The organism is Affinundibacterium nitidum, from assembly GCF_014284155.1.
Taxonomy (GTDB): domain Bacteria; phylum Pseudomonadota; class Gammaproteobacteria; order Burkholderiales; family Burkholderiaceae_D; genus Undibacterium; species Undibacterium nitidum.
The window spans coordinates 1,136,652-1,159,694 of sequence record NZ_JACOFZ010000001.1; the positions used below are offsets into that span (position 1 = coordinate 1,136,652).

General features: G+C 47.2%; 17 protein-coding genes. 7 read left to right on the forward strand and 10 right to left on the reverse strand.

Annotated elements, in window-relative coordinates; all coding sequences use genetic code 11:
- Positions 1-162: 162 nt before the first annotated feature.
- Positions 163-2,463 (reverse strand): ATP-dependent Clp protease ATP-binding subunit ClpA, encoded by a 2,301-nt coding sequence (gene clpA / locus H8K36_RS04925; RefSeq protein WP_186914809.1) that lies wholly within the window; start codon positions 2,461-2,463, stop codon positions 163-165.
- The gene (gene clpS, locus H8K36_RS04930) at positions 2,460-2,768 is read right to left on the reverse strand and encodes an ATP-dependent Clp protease adapter ClpS (protein WP_186914808.1); all 309 of its coding nucleotides are present in this window, start codon (positions 2,766-2,768) and stop codon (positions 2,460-2,462) included. The genes clpA and clpS overlap by 4 nt, the downstream gene beginning before the upstream one ends.
- Before the next feature lie 453 nt (positions 2,769-3,221).
- On the opposite strand from clpS, the gene H8K36_RS04935 reads away from it, so the two are divergent.
- Positions 3,222-3,425 carry a cold-shock protein gene (locus tag H8K36_RS04935; protein ID WP_162021162.1) on the forward strand — a complete coding sequence of 68 codons (204 nt, stop codon included), beginning with the start codon at positions 3,222-3,224 and terminating at the stop codon, positions 3,423-3,425.
- Positions 3,426-3,802: 377 nt separating this feature from the next.
- On the opposite strand, the gene icd is transcribed toward H8K36_RS04935, so the two are convergent.
- Positions 3,803-5,056, reverse strand: coding sequence for an NADP-dependent isocitrate dehydrogenase (gene icd / locus H8K36_RS04940; RefSeq protein ID WP_186914807.1), 1,254 nt, complete (start codon positions 5,054-5,056; stop codon positions 3,803-3,805).
- A gap of 357 nt (positions 5,057-5,413) precedes the next feature.
- Here icd and H8K36_RS04945 point away from each other — a divergent pair, with 357 nt between their 5' ends.
- Complete coding sequence (locus tag H8K36_RS04945; protein ID WP_186914806.1) at positions 5,414-5,959, forward strand: pseudouridine synthase; 546 nt, start codon at positions 5,414-5,416, stop codon at positions 5,957-5,959.
- 204 nt (positions 5,960-6,163) lie between these two features.
- On the opposite strand, the gene rpsT is transcribed toward H8K36_RS04945, so the two are convergent.
- Positions 6,164-6,427 carry a 30S ribosomal protein S20 gene (gene rpsT, locus H8K36_RS04950; protein ID WP_186914805.1) on the reverse strand — a complete coding sequence of 88 codons (264 nt, stop codon included), beginning with the start codon at positions 6,425-6,427 and terminating at the stop codon, positions 6,164-6,166.
- 319 nt (positions 6,428-6,746) lie between these two features.
- Between rpsT and H8K36_RS04955 the strand changes: the two genes are divergently transcribed.
- The 3 genes from H8K36_RS04955 to parC all read left to right on the forward strand — a co-directional run bounded on the left by H8K36_RS04955 (position 6,747) and on the right by parC (position 12,646).
- Positions 6,747-7,916, forward strand: a complete 1,170-nt coding sequence (locus tag H8K36_RS04955) for a vWA domain-containing protein (RefSeq protein WP_186914804.1) — start codon at positions 6,747-6,749, stop codon at positions 7,914-7,916.
- A gap of 221 nt (positions 7,917-8,137) precedes the next feature.
- Positions 8,138-10,129 (forward strand): DNA topoisomerase IV subunit B, encoded by a 1,992-nt coding sequence (locus H8K36_RS04960; protein ID WP_186914803.1) that lies wholly within the window; start codon positions 8,138-8,140, stop codon positions 10,127-10,129.
- A 189-nt stretch (positions 10,130-10,318) separates the two neighbouring features.
- Positions 10,319-12,646 carry a DNA topoisomerase IV subunit A gene (gene parC / locus H8K36_RS04965; protein WP_186914802.1) on the forward strand — a complete coding sequence of 776 codons (2,328 nt, stop codon included), beginning with the start codon at positions 10,319-10,321 and terminating at the stop codon, positions 12,644-12,646.
- 128 nt (positions 12,647-12,774) lie between these two features.
- Here parC and H8K36_RS19595 read toward each other — a convergent pair whose 3' ends face one another.
- The 6 genes from H8K36_RS19595 to hutU form a co-directional block, all read right to left on the reverse strand.
- Positions 12,775-14,418 carry a diguanylate cyclase gene (locus H8K36_RS19595; RefSeq protein WP_186914801.1) on the reverse strand — a complete coding sequence of 548 codons (1,644 nt, stop codon included), beginning with the start codon at positions 14,416-14,418 and terminating at the stop codon, positions 12,775-12,777.
- Positions 14,419-14,811, reverse strand: coding sequence for a response regulator (locus H8K36_RS04975; protein WP_186914800.1), 393 nt, complete (start codon positions 14,809-14,811; stop codon positions 14,419-14,421).
- A 183-nt stretch (positions 14,812-14,994) separates the two neighbouring features.
- Positions 14,995-16,206, reverse strand: coding sequence for an imidazolonepropionase (hutI, locus tag H8K36_RS04980; RefSeq protein WP_230404291.1), 1,212 nt, complete (start codon positions 16,204-16,206; stop codon positions 14,995-14,997).
- Positions 16,193-16,819 (reverse strand): HutD/Ves family protein, encoded by a 627-nt coding sequence (locus H8K36_RS04985; RefSeq protein WP_186914798.1) that lies wholly within the window; start codon positions 16,817-16,819, stop codon positions 16,193-16,195. The genes hutI and H8K36_RS04985 overlap by 14 nt, the downstream gene beginning before the upstream one ends.
- Before the next feature lie 100 nt (positions 16,820-16,919).
- Positions 16,920-18,461 (reverse strand): histidine ammonia-lyase, encoded by a 1,542-nt coding sequence (hutH, locus tag H8K36_RS04990; protein WP_186914797.1) that lies wholly within the window; start codon positions 18,459-18,461, stop codon positions 16,920-16,922.
- Between the two features lie 19 nt (positions 18,462-18,480).
- Positions 18,481-20,172, reverse strand: coding sequence for a urocanate hydratase (gene hutU, locus H8K36_RS04995; protein ID WP_186914796.1), 1,692 nt, complete (start codon positions 20,170-20,172; stop codon positions 18,481-18,483).
- A gap of 322 nt (positions 20,173-20,494) precedes the next feature.
- On the opposite strand from hutU, the gene H8K36_RS05000 reads away from it, so the two are divergent.
- Both H8K36_RS05000 and hutC read left to right on the forward strand, forming a co-directional pair.
- Entirely contained in the window at positions 20,495-22,147 is a 1,653-nt protein-coding gene (locus H8K36_RS05000) for a methyl-accepting chemotaxis protein (RefSeq protein ID WP_186915721.1), read from the forward strand.
- Positions 22,148-22,290: 143 nt separating this feature from the next.
- Positions 22,291-23,007, forward strand: a complete 717-nt coding sequence (hutC, locus tag H8K36_RS05005; protein WP_186914795.1) for a histidine utilization repressor — start codon at positions 22,291-22,293, stop codon at positions 23,005-23,007.
- The last annotated feature ends 36 nt before the right edge of the window (positions 23,008-23,043 follow it).

The window sequence follows — 23,043 nt, forward strand, 5'->3', positions numbered from 1 at the left end:
TCTTAATACCAGACCACCAATTACAAAAATCGACCCGAGTATACTTGAGTCAGCAACGACAAACCACTTTTTCTTCTCAGCGGCAAAAATATGCCTGTCGAAGGCAAAAAAAAACCTGAATCGGAATTCAGGTTTTTTCAAAGCATGGGTCACGAACAAGATTTATTCAACCTCGACCACTTCTTGTGAAGCGTTCGATGGAGGTGTGTCTCCTTCTGAGAATTCTAACTTGATCTGATCTTTCTCATCCAATTCAACGATTACTCGTCCACCAGTCACCAGGCGACCGAACAAAAGCTCATCCGCCAAGGCTTTACGTATCATATCTTGGATCAAACGCGCCATAGGACGTGCGCCCATCAATGGATCAAATCCTTTTTTCGCTAAGAACTTACGCAAACCATCGCTAAACGTGGCTTCGACTTTCTTCTCATGCAACTGCTCTTCTAGTTGCATCAAGAATTTATCGACCACACGTAAGATAATCTCTTCATCAAGGGCACGGAAACTGATGATGGAATCAAGACGGTTACGGAATTCAGGCGTGAACATACGCTTGATGTCAGCCATCTCATCGCCAGCCTGTTTGCTATTATTAAAGCCGATAGAAGCCTTTTGCAAACTCTCTGCACCAGCATTGGTCGTCATGATAATGATCACATTACGGAAGTCCGCTTTGCGTCCATTGTTATCCGTCAAAGTGCCATGATCCATGACTTGCAACAAGATATTGAACACATCCGGATGTGCTTTTTCAATTTCATCAAGCAACAACACAGCATGCGGCTTCTTGGTGATGGCTTCGGTTAATAAACCACCTTGATCGAAACCAACATAACCCGGCGGCGCACCAATCAAGCGGCTCACCGCATGGCGTTCCATGTATTCGGACATGTCAAAACGAATCAACTCGATACCCAAAGTAAAGGCTAATTGTTTAGCCACTTCTGTCTTACCTACGCCGGTTGGGCCTGAGAATAAGAAAGAACCGATAGGTTTATCTGTTTTACCCAAACCAGCGCGAGACATCTTGATCGCGGAAGCCAATGCTTCAATTGCTGGGTCTTGACCAAACACGACATTTTTCAAATCGCGATCAATCGTTTGTAACTTGCTGCGATCGTCTTGATTAACCGTTTGTGGCGGGATACGAGCAATCTTCGAAATGATGTCTTCGATATCGGCCTTGCCTATCGTTTTCTTTTGTTTGGACTTCGGCAAGATACGTTGCGCAGCACCTGCCTCATCAATCACGTCGATTGCTTTATCAGGTAAATGACGGTCGTTGAGGAAACGCGCAGACAACTCAGCAGCCGTCGTCAAGGCAGCAGCAGAATACTTGACGTTGTGGTGTTCTTCGAACTTGGTCTTCAAGCCACGCAAAATCTGCACAGTTTGTTCAACTGTCGGTTCATTGACATCCACTTTTTGAAAACGACGTGCCAAAGCATGATCTTTTTCAAATACACCACGATACTCAGTAAAGGTCGTCGCGCCTATGCATTTCAATTGGCCATTTGACAGAGCCGGTTTTAACAGATTGGATGCATCCATGGTGCCGCCCGAAGCGGAACCAGCGCCGATAATCGTATGAATTTCATCGATGAACAAGATGGCATCAGGCGTGTCACGTAATTGCTTCAAAACGCCTTTCAGGCGCAACTCGAAGTCACCTCGATATTTGGTACCAGCTAACAATGCACCCATATCCAACGAATACACCACTGCTTGATTCAAAATATCAGGAACATCATTTTGCGTAATACGCCATGCCAAACCCTCTGCAATAGCCGTCTTACCGACGCCGGCTTCACCGACTAGCAATGGATTGTTCTTACGGCGGCGGCACAAGATTTGAATCACTCGTTCGACTTCGCTCTCGCGACCGATGAGTGGATCGATCTTACCTTCAGCCGCTGCTTTATTCAGATTTTGTGTAAATTGTTCGAGCGGATTTTCTTTCGCCTGATTTTCACCTTGCGCATCTTCCGCGCCTTCAGGAGACTTCTGCGGCTCACTGTGATTGTCTTTACGCACACCATGTGAAATGAAATTCACGACATCCAAACGAGTCACGCCTTGCTGGTGTAAGTAATAAACGGCATGCGAGTCCTTCTCGCCGAAAATGGCAACCAAGACGTTGGCACCGTTGACTTCTTTCTTTCCGTTTGACGCAGACTGTACGTGCATAATCGCGCGTTGGATTACGCGTTGAAAACCCAAGGTTGGCTGGGTATCGACTTCGCCGGTCCCTTGCACAGTAGGCGTATTGTCAGCAATAAAGTTCGACAAGGTTTTACGCAAGTCTTCAATATTAACTGCACAGGCACGCATAACTTCTGCCGCCGATGGATTATCGAGCAGAGCTAATAACAAATGCTCTACTGTGATGAACTCGTAACGTGCTTGCCGCGCCTCGACAAAGGCCATGTGCAAGCTTACTTCTAATTCTTGGGCAATCATACTTCCTCCATCACACATTGAAGCGGGTGTCCCGCCTGTTTCGCGTGTGCTAAAACGAGTTCAACCTTGGTTAACGCTACATCTTTTGTGTAGACCCCGCAAACGCCACGTCCTTCAACGTGAACCTTTAACATAATTTGCATCGCGGTCTCTTTGTCCTTATTGAAGTACTCCTGAATGATCGCCACCACAAACTCCATCGGAGTGTAGTCGTCATTGAGCAATACCACTTGGTACATCGAAGGTGGCTTTAACTCCAGAGCCTGCTTTTCGAGTACCGTACTATTTTCATGCTTTATTCCCATACGTCTATTCTAGTACGTTGATCATGCTCGAAGTCGAAAATTAAGCAAATAAAAGTGCTTCTGTTCATTTTAAGTCGCATCGCGTTTTCTTGCAGAGAGTGCTTCAAACTGAATTTGTGACTTTTCGTCAAATTGACTTAAAAACCAGTCGCGCGCCCATCCTGCAAACACCAAAACAACAGCATGTGCATCACTGTCCTATTGGGGCTAGATGGCGCTCTTTTGATAAACATCAATAGGGAAAAGCGTTAATTTCACGTAAAAAAACAACAATGCCACATGGGCAAGCAAATTTTCTTGACTTTAGTTTTTTTTCCGCCAAGAATGATATTTATTGATACTTAACTTAAGTTTTTATTATCAATATGAAGTGGGCAGGTTAAGAAAGGTAGCTTTACAGAGTTTTCTTGCTTTTTCGGCTCGTGTGATTAGTTTATATTTGAAAGATGTATTATGGCAACAGGTACCGTAAAATGGTTCAATGACTCCAAGGGCTTTGGTTTTATCACTCCTGACGATGGCGGTGAGGATTTGTTCGCCCACTTCTCCGCGATCCAAATGAATGGCTTCAAGACTTTGAAAGAAGGTCAAAAAGTAACATTCGAAGTGACTCAGGGTCCAAAAGGCAAGCAAGCTTCTAACATCCAAAATCCTTAATCCGATTTTGCAATGTTTTGAAAAAACCCGCTTCGGCGGGTTTTTTTATGAGTGATTAAAAGATGAGGGCACTTACCCAATTCTCCAAACGCAAAAAAGCCGACAACAGTCGGCTTTTTCAGTAAAACTCACACACCTCTTTAAGCTTTGGAAAATTCAATTATAGGGATGCAGCGTTAGGCGCTTCCCGCAGCAATACACGAGTATTGCGAGGACCGCATTTATAACACCTACAACGCGCCGCGCCCGAAAATTGGATATAACGACGCTTAAACGCAAATTCAATTATGGGGATGCAGATCTAGGCGCAAAGCACAGCCATACAAGAGTATGGCGCGCATTTGCAACAACGAGCTGCGCCCCAGAATTGGATTTGCTTACATGTTTTCGATCATTACATCGCCAAATCCGGAGCAAGATACTTGAGTAGCACCTTCCATCAAGCGTGCGAAGTCATAAGTCACCTTCTTCGCTGTGATTGCTTTCTCTGTTGAAGAAATCAACAAATCAGCTGCTTCGAACCAGCCCATGTGACGCAACATCATTTCTGCGGACAAAATCAATGAACCTGGGTTCACGTAATCTTTACCTGCATACTTCGGTGCTGTACCGTGAGTTGCTTCGAACATTGCGATAGAGTCAGACAAGTTTGCACCTGGAGCGATACCGATACCGCCAACTTGCGCTGCCAATGCATCAGAAATGTAATCGCCATTCAAATTCAATGTCGCGATAACGCTGTATTCCGCTGGACGCAACAGGATTTGCTGTAAGAACGCATCAGCGATGGAATCCTTAACGATAATGTCTTTACCTGTTTTCGGATTCTTGAATTTGCACCATGGGCCGCCGTCAATTAATTCTGCACCGAATTCTTTTTGTGCCAATGCATATGCCCAATCACGGAAGCCACCTTCGGTGTACTTCATGATGTTACCTTTGTGAACGATAGTCACGGATGGCTTGTCATTGTCGATTGCGTATTGGATTGCTTTACGTACCAAACGTTCTGTACCTTCGATCGAAACTGGTTTTACACCGATGCCAGAAGTTTCTGGGAAACGGATTTTCTTCACGCCCATTTCGTCTTGCAAGAACTTGATCAATTTTTTTACTTGATCAGAGCCTTGTGCGAATTCGATACCTGCGTAGATGTCTTCAGAGTTTTCACGGAAGATCACCATGTCTGTTTTTTCTGGCTCACGTACTGGAGATGGTACACCTTTGAAATAACGTACTGGACGCAAGCAAACATAGAGATCCAACTCTTGGCGCAGAGCCACGTTCAAAGAACGGATACCGCCACCAACTGGTGTTGTCAAAGGGCCTTTGATCGATACAACGTAGTCTTTTAATGCAGACAAAGTTTCTTCAGGCAACCAAACGTCTGGGCCATACACTTTTGTGGATTTCTCACCAGCAAAAATTTCCATCCAGCTGACTTTGCGCTTGCCGCCGTAAGCTTTTGCAACCGCTGCATCAACTACCTTGATCATGACTGGGCTGATATCAACACCAGTACCGTCACCCTCAATGTAAGGAATAATTGGATTTTCTGGAACATTCAATGAGAAGTCAGCATTGACGGTAATTTTTTGACCTTCTGCAGGTACTTTAATATGTTGATACATCGTTTTCTCCGTGGATACGTGCAATCAAGCGTTGAACTTTGGGTTGCGCTTTGCGTGCTATTAACATGCCTTGATGTCTTAATTGAGCAATATTTGAGGCAACTTCCCTTACAAACAAAAAGCAATGTTCGCTGTGGTGAAATCATCAAAAATAGAGTCTTATATAAGACAGAAGACCACCATTTCGTATTATGCACTACTATTTTACTTGATGCCATCATTTTGCGACACTCGCAAACAGTGATTTATCAAGCATAATCTCGACTTTATGCGTTCTTATTGACCTGTTCGATACAAGATCAACGATGAACGCTATCAATATTGCATCAACTCACTTTTTTCTCAATAAAGTTTTCAATGAAACTGATTTTATTCAACAAGCCATTTGATGTGATGTGCCAATTTTCAGAGCATCCAAGCCGAGCGACCTTGGCTGATTACATCAAAATTCCCAAAGTATATCCAGCCGGCCGCCTCGACGCCGATAGCGAAGGCCTGATCCTACTGACCGACGACGGCAAGTTACAGCACAAAATCAGCCACCCAGACTGGAAGGAAAATAAAACTTATTTGGTGCAGGTTGAGGGCGCCGTGTCGTCTGAACAACTCGAAAAGCTGCAAGCACCGTTAAATCTCGGCGACTTCATCACTCTACCCTGCAAAGCCTTTGAAATTACAGAACCCGATTGGATATGGGAACGCCATCCACCGATACGCCAACGCGCCAACATTCCTACCAGCTGGTTATGCATTATTTTGTCAGAAGGAAAAAACCGCCAAGTTAGGCGCATGACTTCGGCGGTGGGTTTGCCAACTTTGCGCTTAATTCGCAGTGGTATTGGTGATTATTCGCTGGCCAGCCACCCAATTTTGCCCGGGGAACTGATCGAGCTAAAAGTATAGTTCAGTTGCCGATAAAGGCCCGGGGCAGTGGAAGGCAGGAGGGCCACCTACCCTACCGCATCAAAACGGGAAATAAAAAAGACAAAAACCGCAATAACAATTGCGGTTTTTCATTGTCGCGATGATTTGCCAAGTATTAAACTAACTAAGTTTACCCTTGACCGATCAACACAGCGCCGGTTTGACAGGCGCTAGCAAAAACTATTAAGCCAATGCTTTCAAAGCAGAAGCTAAACGGCTCTTATGACGAGCTGCTTTGTTTTTGTGAATGATTTTTTTGTCAGCAATACGATCGATCGTAGAAACAGAGTTTTGAAAGATCAATGCAGCAGCTGCTTTGTCGCCTGCTTCGATAGCCTTACGAACAGCTTTGATCGCTGTACGCAAAGTCGAACGTTGACTAGAGTTGTGCGCATTTTGTTTAACTGCTTGACGAGCACGTTTGCGTGCTTGTGCGGTATTTGCCATGAGATTTCCTAAACGTGGTCAACGCGACGGGTTCAAGATGTAAGTCAACATACTTACATGGCCTCGCCGCAAAATTCTGTACAGCTTTGCAGTATAACCCGTTTTGAAACCTCATGCAAGCACCCTGTTGATTTATCTCAGAAGCTTGCTATCCAGTAAATTAAAGCCTTAAAAATCAAACAATAAGCCAATAGCGTAAAGATGGGGCTAAACTGTCCCTACTCATGACCTCAGCTTTTAGGGGATCTACTCTGACCGCAATATTTCACTCAGTGCTAGACTAAGCACATCATAATTGCAGCTTTTTTCGACAATCACCGTGCTTATCGACTTTTTCTTCATACTCAAGGACGCCAAGGTTCCCGTTTCAATCAAGGAATTTTTGCTCCTACTTGAGGGCTTACAACGAGGTGTCATTGGCACCTCAGTTGATGATTTTTACGTCATTTCTCGCACCATCTTGGTCAAAGACGAGGCCAACTACGACAAATTTGATCGTGCTTTCGGTCTGTATTTCAAAGGCATCAACACGATTTTCGAGAAGAACCCTGAAATCCCGCTCGAATGGTTGAAGAAACGCCTAGAGCGCGAACTCACGCCAGAACAGCGCGCAGCAATCGAAAAGTTCGGTTACGAGAAGTTAATGGATAGGCTCAAGCAACTACTCGAGGAACAGAAAGAAAGGCACGAAGGCGGCAATCGTTGGATCGGTACCGGTGGCACCTCTCCTTTCGGTAATGGCGGCACGAATCCAGAAGGTATCAGAATTGGCGGCCAAAGCCAGCGTCGTTCCGCGGTAAAGGTGTGGGAAGCGCGGGCTTTCAAAGATTACGATACTGAACGCGAACTCGGCACGCGCAATATTAAAGTTGCCTTACGTCGCTTGCGCCGCTTCGCTCGACAAGGCGCAGCTGAAGAGCTCGCCCTCGACGCCACCATCAAAGCAACGGCCAATAATGCAGGCTACCTTGATATCAAGATGCAGCCAGAACGCAAAAACAATATTAAGGTGCTGATGCTGCTCGATGTCGGCGGCACCATGGATGATCATATTGAACAAGTCGAGGAATTGTTCTCGGCGGCAAAGACCGAATTTAAGAACATGGAGTTCTTCTACTTCCATAACTGCGTCTATGATTACTTATGGAAGAACAACCATCGTCGCCATTCGGAAAAATTCCCCACTTGGGACCTTTTACGCAAATATCCCGCCGATACCAAGATCATCTTCGTTGGCGATGCAACGATGAGTCCGTATGAAATCCTGCAGCCGGGTGGATCAGTGGAATATAACAATGAAGAAGCCGGAGCGACTTGGATACAACGTTTCACCTCGCATTTCCCCAAATATGTTTGGCTGAATCCTGAACCGGAAGGCATTTGGCAATATCGCCAATCGATCGATATCATGCGGCAGTTAATGAGCAACCGTATGTTTCCAATCACCTTATCGGGACTGGAACAAGGCATGCGACTATTAAGTAAATAGCTATTGAATGTCACAATTCAATAGAACATTCGCACAACAAATTCGAAGCAAAGCCGAAACCGAACGCAAATAACTGTATGCATGTTCAGTATTTCTCTTTACAATTATTCGTCAAAGCAGCCCTTTTCCGTGTAGGATAAAAAAAGAGCGTTGATGGGCAATACATGATTTAACATCAACTGCAACCTAATTTCATTACTTTATTCACCGATTTACATCGCATGGCAACTAAAAAAACGACGACTCCATCCGACTACAGCGAATCATCGATCCGAGTCCTCAAAGGACTGGAACCGGTCAAACAAAGACCAGGGATGTATACCCGCACTGAAAATCCACTCCACATCATTCAAGAAGTGATCGACAATGCCTCCGACGAGGCCTTGGGTGGGCATTGCAAGAATATTCAAGTCACTCTCAATACCGATGGCAGCATCAGTGTTGAGGATGATGGCCGCGGTATTCCAGTTGGCCTACATCCCGACGAAGGTGTACCTACAGTTGAGATCGTCTTCACTCGCCTCCACGCAGGGGGTAAATTCGACAAAGGCTCAGGCGGTGCTTATGCCTTCTCTGGTGGTCTGCACGGTGTTGGTGTATCGGTGACAAACGCTTTATCCAAACGCTTGGAAATTACGGTATGGCGCGAAGCTGGCTTACACAACCTCACCTTTGCGAATGGCGATGTGATTGAACCATTGCGCACGCAACCACTCGGTCGTGGCGACAAAAAGAATGGCACACGCGTTACGGTTTGGCCAGATGCAAAATATTTTGATTCGCCGAATATTTCGATTCCAGAAATGCAGCGCCTACTGCGCTCCAAGGCGGTCTTACTACCTGGTGTCAAAGTTACTTTTACGAATGCGAAATCAGGTGAAAGCCAAACTTGGCAGTACGACCAAGGTTTGCGTGGCTATTTAACCGAAGCACTAGCACAAGCTTCACACGGTGAATTAGTGATTCCGATGTTTGAGGGCGAACAGTTTGCCAGCGCTGATGCTGATGGTTTCGCCGAAGGTGAAGGCGCTTCATGGGTAGTCGCTTGGACTGAAGATGGCGCCGTGGTACGTGAATCTTATGTGAATTTGATTCCTACGCCAGCAGGCGGGACACACGAATCAGGATTGCGCGAAGGTTTGTTCGGCGCTGTGAAAAGTTTCGCTGAAATGCATTCCCTATTACCAAAAGGCGTCAAACTTCTGCCTGAAGACGTGTTTGCGCGAGCTTCTTTTGTGCTCTCAGCCAAGGTGTTAGACCCGCAATTCCAAGGCCAAATTAAAGAACGTTTAAATTCGCGCGATGCTGTGCGTTTGGTCTCTAGCTTTGCTAAGCCGCCACTCGAATTGTGGCTCAACTCGCATGTTGAACTGGGCAAAAAACTCGCCGAATTGGTGATCAAACAAGCGCAATCACGCTTGCGCTCTCTGCAAAAAGTGGAGAAGAAAAAATCTTCTGGTGTTGCCGTTTTGCCTGGCAAATTAACCGATTGCGAATCGAACGACATCAGCCGCAATGAATTATTCTTAGTCGAAGGTGACTCCGCCGGTGGTTCTGCCAAGATGGGCCGCGACAAAGAGTTCCAAGCGATTTTACCTCTACGCGGTAAGGTTCTGAACTCATGGGAATCTGAACGTGATCGTCTATTTGCTAATAACGAGATTCACGATATCGCCGTTGCCATCGGTGTAGATCCACACAGCATCAACGACAATATCGACCTCAGCAATCTGCGTTACGGCAAGATCTGTATTCTGTCCGATGCGGACGTTGACGGCTCTCACATTCAAGTGTTGCTGCTAACTTTGTTCTTCAAGCATTTCCCGCAGTTGATTGCCCGCGGCCACATCTGCATCGCACGTCCTCCGCTATTCCGCGTGGACGCTCCTGCTCGCGGTAAAAAACCTGCGCAGAAAATTTATGCTTTAGATCAAGGCGAATTAACTGCGATCGAAGACAAATTACGTAAAGACGGTGTGAAAGATGGTGCTTGGGCGATTTCCCGCTTTAAAGGTCTTGGTGAGATGAACGCCAACCAATTATGGGAAACTACCATGAACCCTGATACGCGTCGTTTGTTGCCAGTGGCTCTCGGCGAATTCGACCAAGAATTTTCGGAAGCGCGCTTCAATATGTTGATGGGTAAGAGCGAAGCGTCGGCGCGGAAGGCTTGGTTAGAGGAACACGGCAATGAGGTTGAGGCCGACATTTAATTGGGAGGCTTCGCAAACCGCATACTTGGGCGAATTGCGGCGTTGCTTTTCCTCGCAATACGCCTGTATTGCTCCGGGAAGCGCCTTGCACTTCATCCCAACTATGCACTTTGAGAAGCTCCCAAAATTCATTTTTTCAAAGCCGAGAAAAAACATTTTGAATGAGCATCAAAAACACAAACAAAGATTATGAGCGAACAAGCAAATTTATTTGATGAAGCACCGGATAACGGTGGTGGTAATGGTGGCGATAGCGAGAGTTTGACGCTGGCCACTTTTGCTGAGCGTGCCTACCTCGACTACGCTATTTCAGTCGTCAAGGGTCGAGCCTTGCCGGATGTCAGTGACGGGCAGAAGCCTGTACAACGTCGGATTCTGTATTCGATGAATGAACTCGGGTTGAATTCGACCGCAAAGCCACGTAAGTCGGCAACCGTGGTGGGTGACGTACTCGGTAAGTTGCACCCGCACGGTGATCAATCAGTGTACGACGCGATGGTGCGTATGGCACAGGACTTCTCTCTGCGCTATCCCCTGATTGATGGTCAAGGTAACTTCGGTTCGCGCGATGGCGACGGCGCTGCGGCGATGCGTTATACCGAAGCGCGCTTAACACCAATTTCGAAATTACTGCTCGATGAGATTGATCTCGGCACAGTCGATTTTCAACCGAACTACGATGGTTCCTATGAAGAACCCACCCTACTTCCAGGCCGTCTACCTTTTGTCTTATTGAATGGTGCTTCGGGTATTGCGGTGGGTATGGCGACTGAAATTCCTTCGCATAATTTAACCGAAGTAGCGAAAGCCGCAGTTGCTTTGATTCGCAACCCTAAGACAAGTCACGCGGAATTGATGGAATATATTCCGGGCCCAGATTTCCCTGGTGGCGGTCAAATCATTACACCGCCTGCAGCGATCAGCGATATTTATGCCGCGGGTCGCGGTAGTGTCAAAGTGCGCGCGCGTTGGAAAATTGAAGAACTCGCTCGCGGCCAATGGCAAGCTGTCGTCACTGAACTGCCACCGGGTACGTCAACACAAAAGGTCTTGGAAGAAATCGAAGAGATTACCAACCCTAAGGTCAAACTCGGTAAGAAATCTTTGTCGCCTGAGCAGATTAGCCAGAAGCAAGTCATGTTATCGGTGCTCGATGCGGTGCGCGATGAATCTGGCAAAGATGCGGCAGTACGCTTAGTGCTGGAACCGAAGTCGAAGAACCAAGATCAAACTGAATTCATGCAAATGTTGTTGGCGCATACCTCGCTCGAAACATCGGCATCCTTGAACTTAGTGATGATTGGTGGTGATGGACGTCCACGTCAAAAATCATTGACCGAAATTCTAACAGAATGGATTAGCTTCCGTTTCGAAACAGTCACTCGCCGTACGCGTTACAAGCTGAAGAAAGTCGATGATCGCATTCATATTTTGGAGGGCCGTGAAGCGGTTCTTTTGAACATCGATAAAGTAATCAAGATTATTCGTGAATCAGACGAACCAAAACCAGCCTTGATCGAAGCTTTCCGTTTATCAGACCGTCAAGCTGAAGATATTTTGGAAATTCGCTTGCGCCAATTGGCTCGTTTGGAAGCCATTAAGATTCAACAAGAATTGGCTGAGTTACGCAACGAGAAAACGAATCTGCAGAACTTGCTCGATGACCCTTCAGCGATGAAGAAATGCATTATCAAGGAAATCGAAGCCGATGCGAAACAATACGGTGACGCACGTCGAACTTTGATCGAAGAGGCGCAAAAAGCTTCGGTCGAAACGAAAGTGATCGATGAACCAGTAACTGTGGTTGTTTCCGAAAAAGGCTGGGTGCGTGCGCGTACCGGTCATGAACACGATCCTGCGCAATTTAGTTTCAAAGCGGGCGATAGCTTGTATGGCACCTTTGAATGCCGCACTGTTGATAACCTCTTAGTATTCGGTTCCAATGGTCGGGTCTACTCTGTTCCGGTATCCGCCTTGCCTGGCGCTCGTGGTGACGGTGTCCCAGTGACGACCTTGATTGATTTAGCTGCTGGTACACGCATCTTGCATTATTTTGCAGGCAAAGCTGAAATTTCCATATTACTTGCCTCAACTGCTGGCTATGGCTTCACCGCCAAACTAGGGGACATGGTCGGTCGTATGAAAGCGGGTAAAGCCTTCATGACGCTCGACGATGGCGATGAGCCTTTAGCACCAACAGCGGTTGCCGATGATGCGAGCGCGATTGCTTGCCTCTCCGAAAAGGGACGCTTGTTGGTGTTTGGTCTGACTGAGATCAAACAATTATCGAGCGGCGGTCGTGGTGTAATCTTGATGGAGCTTGAGTCCAAAGAAAAACTCTTGGCGGCACAAGCGATAAGCCAAAAAGGAGTCAAAGTCAGTGGTATTGGACGAGCTGCAAAAGCGCAGGAAGTCGTTTTGAGCGCGAGTAGCCTCGCTGTACATATTGGCAAACGCGCTCGTAAAGGCAAAGCTTTGGAGTCAAAAATCAAAGCGCAAAGTCTGACAAGAAATTAAAGTCTAAGTTAGGTGAACAAGAAAAAAGCCCTGATGTATCGCATCAGGGCTTTTTTTATTTGGATAACATTAAGGCAAAGAGAACGAAACTTGTGTGTTCAGCGATATTGACACCGCGGCTCAACAAATTATTCACCCAAGAGCACTTGGTTCTTACCACTCGCTTTCGCTTTATATAAAGCGGCGTCAGCGATAGTTAATAGTTCTTCAGGATTAGCCGTCTGACGAGAATCTGCGATCCCTGCAGAAAATCCAACTTTAAATTCACCGTGCTCAGAAACGTGAACCACGCGACTAAACGCAACTCGAATTTTTTCTAAGACCATGCGCGCGACATCGGCCGTGGTATTCGGAAAGATCACGATAAATTCTTCACCGCCATAACGCCCTACAGCATCACTTTTACGCAAACGCTGCTTAAGCATGTGCGATAAGGTACGTAAAACTTGATCGCCCATTTGATGTCCATAGGTATCATTCACAAGCTTGAAATTATCAAGATCGATCATGGCGACCGCCACACAAGTCACGGTGCGGCTTGCGCTTGAGATCTTCGCGATCAAATCTTCTTTGATGGCGGTATGGTTATACAAACCGGTTAGACCATCGCGCATTACCAAGGTACGCAGAGAACGAAAACGCTCCGCACGAGAAGACAAAGATGAAATCAACAACTCTGGCGCGATTGGCTTACACAAGAAATCATCTGCACCGACTTTCACGGCGGCGATTTGCTTCTGTTCGTCCTGTTCGCTTGACAAAAAGATGATAGGCACATCGAGATAGGAATGATCTTGCCGAATCACTTTTGAGAGCTCTACGCCATCGCAATTTGGCATGTAGATATCCATCAAAATCAACTCGGGTCTAAAGCTCGACATATGTTCCAGCACTAACTCAGGGTCATTGAGTACCTCGACCACCATGCCAGCTGATTTGAGCATACTGCTATACGCCTGTGTCAAATCGACGTCATCATCGATAATCAAAATTCGATATAAACGCGGTTCGGGCAAGGCAATAATTTCTTCCAGGCGCTCGGTCAAGGCGAGTACATCGACTGGTTTGAGGAAGAAGCCATCGCCGCCAGCACGCACCGCACGTAAGCGACTTTCGAAGCTGTTCAAGTTAGACATGAACAAGGTTGGTGGTAGCTGTCTTCCTTGACTTTTTAATCGTTCAATTTCATCGCCACCGGCGTGATATCCGTGTTGGCAATCTAGATCAATCACCAAGAAGGACGGCATCTTTTCATCAAGTGCCTCACCTAAATGTTCAAGACATTCAATATGGCAAACATCGAAAGCGAACTGCTCAAGTTGCTGCACCATTTCAGCGGTTTTTTCGAGGTCGCTATCAACTAGATAGATTAACTTACGCTCGGCCTCAACAACAGCTGGTTTGGCTGGTGCTAAAGTTTCGGACTCAGCTTCGGGCTCAGCGACGCGAGACTCCTGAATGTATTTTTCAACATGCTGACAAAACTCTTGGATTTGCGAGGAATCCCATGCTTCGCCCTGCATATATGACTTGAGTTGCGACTCAAGTGCACGCGCCTTGGTGCCCATATCTGGAAAGCCAAATGTACCAGCAGAGCCTGCCATCGTATGTAGCAGGCGGTGCAATAGCGCTTCGTGTTCCTTGTTATTTGGATCGCGCAAAAAGGCATCTTTGGCATCTTCAATTTCTGCCAACTTGCCCGGTAATTTCGAAATAAAAACTTGCCCGAGCGCGCGTATCGCGGCCTCGAGTTCCTCGTCTGCAGAACTCACTTAGCTTACCTTTTCCCACAAAGTGCGAACCTGTACCGAGAGGCTCATAGGATCAAACGGCTTGGCGATTACACCAATCGCACCTAAAGTGAAGTAATAGTCTTGTTCACTCGACTGCACTTTTGCAGTCATAAAAATCACTGGCGTATTTGCGGTCGTCGCTTTTTTACGAAGTTCTGCCAAGGTGGTTGGACCGTCCATATTCGGCATCATCACATCGAGTAGCAACAAATCGGGTAGAAAACCACTATCTATTGCTGCAATGGCTTCCGCGCCTGAACTACACGTTTTCAACACAAAGCCACCGACTACCTCGAGGGCAATTTGGGCAACGGCTTGAATATCCAGATCATCTTCCACATACAAGATATTGGTGAGTGATTTAGCGGACATAGTTTTCCTTTGATAGCACTGCCAATTTCACTAAATCAGCAGGAAATAGAATCGAGGCACAAGAAGTGCTTAGTCGATTGTAATCATATCGCTGCAAGAGGTGATGTCAAAGCAAAATTGTTGTTTTAGTGAATTTTTTCCAACAGGCAACACTTATTCAACGCAAAACAAAGAGGAATCGACTCAAAACGCACGAACTTGACCACTAAAAACGGTCAGGAAATGAGGGTTAATTCCGATTAAGTAAGACAGGTCCGCTGGTCGCATAATCTTCCACAGCGCAAAGTCGGCCGCTTTTCCGATTTCTAGATTGCCAATTTCATGCGCCAGACCAAGTGCCTTCGCTGCATGTGTCGTCACCCCTTGCAAGGCCTCTAATGGAGTGAAGCGGAACAAAGTGCAAGCCATGTTCATCGTCAACAACAGCGATGTCATCGGCGAAGTACCAGGATTACAATCGCTGGCCAAGGCCATCGCTACTCCCGCCTGACGAAGACCTGCGATCGGTGGTAGTTTGGTCTCGCGTAAAAAGTAAAAAGCACCAGGCAAAAGAACGGCCACGGTACCCGATGCACGCATCGCCGCTATTCCCTCTTCACTCAAGTATTCAAGATGATCAGCGGAGAGGCCTTGATACTTCGCGGTCAATGCCGCACCGCCTTGATCGGATAACTGCTCGGCATGTAGCTTGACTGGTAAACCCAAACTCTGAGCTTTCTGAAATACACGCTCGGTCTGAGCTGGGGTGAAACCAATTTTCTCGCAAAACACGTCAACCGCATCGGCTAAATTTTCTGCTGCGATGGCTGGCAACATCCGTTCACACACTTCGTTGATATAGTCATCAGCACGCCCCGCGAACTCCGGTGGCAAGGCGTGAGCCCCTAAGAAAGTCGTGCGTACCCGCACAGCAAATTGTTTAGGTAAAGTACGAGCGACACGCAAAATTTTTGCTTCAGTCTCGGTATCGAGCCCATAACCCGATTTAATTTCGATGGTTGTTACACCTTCACCAAGGCTACTGCGCAGACGCGGCAAACTTTCAGAAATCAACTGCGCTTCACTGGCGAGTCGTGTTGCCTTGACGGTCGAGACGATGCCCCCACCTTGACGAGCAATCTCTTCATAGGCCACACCATTCAAACGTGCTTCGAATTCGTTACTGCGATTGCCGGCATACACGAGGTGCGTATGGCAATCGATGAAGCCTGGTGTCAGCCATGCGCCTTGCCCATCATGAATGACATTGGCTTGATAATTATTCGGTAAATCTACGTATGCACCTAACCAGGCAATCCGGCCGTCTTTCACCGCAATCGCGGCGTCGCGGATTTCGCCATAGCCATCGACCATGGTAGCCAAGTGCACGTTCATCCATAAACTATCCCAAGACATGCTGTGCTCCATGATGATCGAGGTGATTCAAAAACGTGATACGCATCAGATACAAAATGCTGTCTTCATCCGCTTGAATATGCAAGCTGATGCCCTGTCCTTCATGCTCTTCTTCCAACAGCAATAGGTCGCCAGCCTCCAACTCTGTGTGCTTGCTCACCTTCGCACTGCCTTTTTCACAGAACAGCAAAACCTGCTGCGCATCTTCTGCACGCACTTGATGATCGCCACCACACAAGCGTTGCATAAAATGTTGACAGGCGTCGCGCCGCGTCATCAGGTTCAGATCGACGATCGTTCCCTCTTCCAATTCAGCATAAATCGGATCTTCGCCACCAAAGCGATACGGGATGCTCTCCTGCGTCAGGCGTTGTCCACTCGCCGCTTCTTTCGACGACTTCAAGATCATCGCTTGTCCTGACAAAATTGCCAAGCTACGATCAATCTGTGAGAAATGCGAAAACGGGCCGTCTTGTGCCACCGTAGCGGTACTCAAACGCCAGACAAAAGAATCGATGCTGGCTTGCTCGGGGAAAATCGCTAATTCCGTCGTGCTACCACCACCATTTTTCCACGGCATGGTGCGATAGTCTTTTGCTGTCCATTTACGCATGGGGATCTATCCTGAATCTCATTTTAAGCAAGCTGTTCGAGATCGAACAGCTTGGGTTTCTTCGTCTTAATTTCTTTTGAAGAAGGAATGAATCATTCGATTAATCGAGGTACAAGTGTGAATACAAATCAGCACATTGTGCGCTCAAAGCACCATCTACTACCAAGTTTTTCGCGGCTTCGATATCAGGTGCAAAGAAACGATCTTTATCATAGAACGCCACTTTTGAACGCAATAAGGCATGCACCGTACTGAGGCTAGAAGAGGTTTTCAGCGGCGCATGGAAATCCACACCTTGCGCCGCTGCCAATAATTCGATACCAACGATGGTTGCCGTATTGTGCGCCATCTCATGCAAGCGACGTCCCGCATAGGTCGCCATACTGACGTGATCTTCTTGATTCGCGGATGTCGGAATCGTATCGACACTGGCTGGATGCGCATGAGATTTATTTTCTGACGCCAATGCAGCTGCAGTCACGTGAGCAATCATGAAGCCAGAATTCAAGCCAGACGACGGCACCAAGAACGGTGGCAAGCCCGAAATTGAAGAGTCGATCAACAAGGCGATACGACGCTCAGAAATCGAGCCGATTTCAGCAATCGCCAAAGCCAAGGTATCGGCTGCAAAAGCTACTGGTTCGGCATGGAAGTTACCACCCGAAATCACTTCATTGGTATCGACAAACACCAAAGGATTATCCGTCACCGCATTCGCTTCCGTGAGCAAAGTACGTGCTGCATTATTGATGATATCAAGACAGGCGCCCATCACTTGTGGTTGGCAACGCAAGCAGTATGGATCTTGGACACGTTCGTCGTTGACCAAATGCGATTGGCGAATTTCGCTACCACTGAGCAATGTGCGATAAATATTTGCAGTCGCGATTTGACCTGGCTGACCACGCACGGCATGAATGCGTGGATCAAATGGCGCATCGCTGCCTTTCGCAGCATCGACTGACAAAGCGCCAGTGATCGTCGCGGCCTCTAATAAACGCTCGGCCAAGAACAAACCATTCAAAGCCAAAGCGGTAGAGACTTGAGTGCCGTTAATCAACGCTAGGCCTTCTTTCGCTGCCAATACTACCGGCGTGATGCCTGCCTTCGCTAATGCTTCTTTTGCATCAACCATTTTGCCATCGACACGTACTTGGCCTTCACCCATGATGGCCAAAGTCATATGCGACAAAGGAGCCAAATCGCCAGAGGCACCAACTGATCCTTTGACTGGAATCGCAGGCATGATACCGGCGTTATACGCTGCAATCATGGTATCGATGACCGATGCACGAATACCAGAAAAACCACGCGCCAAACTGGCAATCTTCATGGCGATAATCAAACGCACGACTTCGTCCGAAATCAATTCGCCAGAGCCGACAGAATGCGACAAAATCAAATTCTTCTGCAAGAGTTCTAGATCTTCATCTGGAATGCGTGTCTTGGCTAATTTGCCGAAGCCCGTATTGATACCATAGGCTGCGTCACCTTTAGCAACGATGCGATCTATCGTTGCCGAAGATTCATTGATCGCAGAATAAGCAGATTCCGCCAATGCGAGTTTAAAAGGCTTTTGCCAAATAGCGCGTAAGTCAGCGAGTTTGAATTGGCCTGGTTGAATGGTGAAAGTTGTACTCATGTTTTGTCCTTTATTTTAATTATTTAATCATCGGCAAATTCAAGTCATTGCGTTTCGCACAGGCGACTGCCTGCTCGTAACCGGCATCGGCATGACGCATGACACCAGAACCGCAGTCGTTGACTAACACACGTGCTAGGCGTTTCGCGGCAGCGTCAGTACCGTCCGCGACAATCACCATGCCGGAATGCTGGGAATAACCCATGCCCACACCGCCACCATGATGCAAAGACACCCAACTCGCGCCACCAGCCGTGTTCAACAAAGCGTTCAACAAAGGCCAGTCAGACACCGCATCGGTACCATCTTTCATGCCTTCAGTTTCACGATTTGGGCTAGAGACTGAGCCGGTATCCAAGTGATCACGACCGATAACGATAGGCGCTTTCAACTCACCGTTCTTCACCATTTCATTGAAAGCCAGTCCAGCGATATGACGCTCACCCAAGCCCAACCAACAAATACGGGCTGGCAAACCTTGGAAGGCAATGCGTTCGCTTGCCATATCCAACCACTTATGTACGCCTTTGTTTTCTGGGAATAATTCTTTGATTTTGGCATCGGTCTTACGAATATCTTCCGGATCGCCAGACAAGGCTACCCAACGGAATGGGCCTTTGCCATCGCAGAATAAGGGACGAATATAAGCTGGAACAAAACCTGGAAAATCAAAAGCATTCTTTACACCTGTATCGAAGGCCACTTGACGAATATTATTGCCGTAGTCGACCGTTGGAATACCCATCGCATGGAAGTCCAACATTGCTTGTACATGTACGGCGCAGGCTTGTGCAGCATCTGCGGTCAATTTCGCATGTTGACTTGCGTCTTTTTGCGCTTCTTTCCATTGCTCGACAGTCCAACTGATAGGCAAATATCCATTGATCAGATCATGTGCAGAAGTTTGGTCCGTGACGAGATCAGGCTTCAAGCCGCCGGCTTTGGCGCGTTTCACTAACTCGGGCAAAATTTCGGCGGCATTACCGAGCAAAGCAATCGAGATCGCATCTTTACGCGCCGTGTGGAATTTAATCAGTTCGATCGCATCGTCGAGATCTTTCGCTTGCTTATCGACATAGCGAGTACGCAAACGGAAATCGATACTCGATTGCTGGCATTCGATATTCAAAGACACCGCGCCTGCGAAGGTCGCTGCTAACGGTTGCGCACCGCCCATACCACCCAAGCCCGCCGTCAAAATCCAACGTCCGCCCCAATCACCACCGAAGTGTTGGCGGCCTGCTTCAGCAAAAGTTTCGTAAGTACCTTGCACGATACCTTGGGTACCGATATAAATCCAGCTACCGGCAGTCATTTGCCCGTACATGAACAAGCCTTTGCGGTCGAGTTCATTGAAATGTTCCCAATTCGCCCATTTTGGTACCAAGTTGGAATTGGCGATCAAAACACGTGGGGAATCTGGTGTCGTTTTGAATACACCGACTGGCTTACCCGATTGAATCAACAGCGTTTCATCTTCGTCGAGCTCTTTCAAGCTGGCGAGGATTTGGTCAAAGCATTCCCAATTGCGTGCAGCGCGGCCAATGCCGCCATACACCACTAAATGTTTTGGATTTTCCGCGACTTCTTTATCAAGATTATTTTGCAGCATGCGGTAAGCCGCTTCGGCCACCCATGTCTTACACACTTTTTCAGCACCGCGTGGCGCACGGATTTCGCGACTCGCATCCCAGCGTGGATCTTGATTCATACACTTCTCCCTCAGATAAAGAATGAATTTCAAACGCCATAGGGTCAACACACGAAGCAAAACAAGAAGCAAAGCAAACGACAACTTCGTACCACTATAGCCGACAGCAATTAGTTTAAGTTGTATATACAACTTCTGCAAGCAGTATTTTTGCGTTTTCTGATCAAGAAGATAAAAGATAGATTTTTCGTCAATGATATGCCGCAAACTAATGCCGAAGAGAAACAATTCGTACCAAAGTATGCACCTTTATCGCGCAATTAAAGCCTAGACTCATCTCGCTAATTTGGGTTTCCCTTTTGCTTTCCAAACGGAGAATATGATGCGTTTGAATACACCAGTTACCAACACCGAAATATTTATCGCAGAAGGCCAATCCATCGTTTCCGCCACCGACCTAGCCGGCAATATCACCTATGCCAACCCCTACTTTGTAGAGATCAGTGGCTTTGATGTCAGTGAATTGATGGGTGCCCCTCAGAATGTTCTGCGCCATCCCGATATGCCCAAAGAAGCTTTTGCTGACATGTGGAGCACCATCAAGACTGGAAATCCATGGACAGGCCTTGTCAAAAATCGGACAAAAAATGGTGACTTTTACTGGGTACTGGCGAACGTCACTCCCGTCATCGAAAATGGTCGTCCCATCGGTTACATGTCGGTGCGTACCCGCCCTTCGCGCGACCAAGTGAGTGCTACATCAAAGATATATGAAGAGATCCGCAATGGTAACCCTCGTCAACTCAAGATACGGCATGGCGCAGTGATTATTCCGAGCCTTCTGGGTCTGATCAAAAGCAAAATGCAACTGAGTCTGAACGCGAGCTTGACTATCACAATGAGCTTGGCGATCTTGAGTGGGCTATTGAGCTTTTCAAACACCATGAACGCATCGATTCCAACGTCATTAATTGCCGCAAGTGCCCTTGCGTCTATGTTGAGCGCCGGTGTACTTTGGTGGAAGCTTGCCCATACTTTGGGGTCAATTCGCATCGTTACCAAACAAGTACAAGCCATTGCCGGTGGCGACTTAACTGTCGATATTGAAACGACAGGCAACGATGAAATTGGCATCCTCACACGATCCTTACGCCAGCTAAAAATCAATCTGTACTCTGTGGTCGGCGATATCCGCATGAATTTCGGCAAAATGAGTGAAGCGACCAGTGAGATTGCGAATGGCAATATGGATTTGTCCGCTAGGACTGAATCTCAGGCCTCTTCGTTGGAAGAAACCGCATCGAGCATGGAGGAACTGGCTTCGACCGTGGAACAAAATTCAACTAATGCAAAGCAAGCCAATAGTGTTGCTGATACTGCATCTGAGCAAGCTATCGCTGGAGGGCGCATTGTCAGCAAGGTCGTCGATACGATGCGAGGTATTAATGACTCATCCAAGAAAATCGTCGACATCATTAGTATCATCGACGGCATCGCGTTTCAAACCAATATCTTAGCTTTAAATGCCGCCGTCGAAGCGGCAAGGGCTGGAGAACAAGGCCGTGGTTTTGCCGTGGTTGCAAACGAAGTTCGCACCCTAGCGCAACGCAGTGCCGCAGCAGCGAAAGAAATTACACAGCTGATCCACTCTTCTGTCGATCAGATTAACAATGGCAGCAAATATGCTGACCAAGCAGGGACCTCGATGGAAGACATTATTGAATCAGTGCAAAAAGTTGCCACTATCATGGCAGAAATTAGTTTTGCTTCACGAGAGCAGAGTCAAGGAATTTCGCAAGTCAACGATGCCATTACCCAAATGGACAATGTTACGCAGCAGAATGCAGCCATGGTAGAAGAAGCTGCTGCCGCAGCAGGTAGTCTGCAAGAACAAACCCAAACTGTGACCAATGCCTTAGCACTTTTCAAACTTAGCTCGACTCGCACCGCGAGCGAGGAAATAGCTCGATCAGTTCAACGAGAAACCAGCGCCAAAAGGGTAAATTCTGGCCGCAAAGTCGCATTACTCAACTAAACTCATCACGCCACTCTCCGATCTGAAGCTAGGCAGCCAAGGGTCGGAGTCCATGTCCAAATAGACTTTGGTAACTTTGTACCAAGCTCGTGTTACCATTCGTGGCAAGCTAAATCTGAGTTCATTTAACCACGAAATCGCTCATGAGCCACGACACACCCTTGGAAGCCGTTCCGGTTTTCCAGCGCATCAAAAATTATTTACTAAAAGAAATCCAAACTGGAACATGGAAGGAAGGCGACGCTATCCCCTCGGAAGCCGCTTTGGCACAAAAATTTAATGTTTCACGCATGACGGTGAATCGTGCAGTAAGGGAATTAACAAGCGAACAGATTTTGCATCGAGTTCAAGGCTCAGGCACCTATGTCGCCCAGCAAAAATATCAAGCGACCCTGGTAGAAATTAAAAGTATTGCGGAAGAAGTGCGCTCGCGTGGCCACGTGCATCGCAGCGAACTACATGAGCTGATCGCCTATCCCGCCGATGAAAAATTAGCGGCCCAGTTTCAAGTCAAAGTTGGGCACCAACTATTTCACTCTGTTATCGTTCATTTCGAAAACGAACAAGCGATTCAAGTTGAAGACCGCTGGGTTAATTCGAGCTTAGCGCCCGATTATTTACAGCAAGATTTTATTCATAAAACGCCCAACGAATATTTAGTCGCTGTCGCTCCCTTGCAGGGTGTCGACTATCGTATCGAAGCTGTACTTCCAGATCGTTCTATCGCCGATATGTTGCATATTTCAACCAAGGAAGCGAGCCTAGTCTTGCATCGTAAGACCCGTTCGCAGAATCAAATCGCTACCATCGTCACGATGTGGCATCCAGGCAATCGCTATCAATTTACTGGCAGCTTCTAATTCATCTCTTTCTTTTGTTGCACCTGACAGGCATGG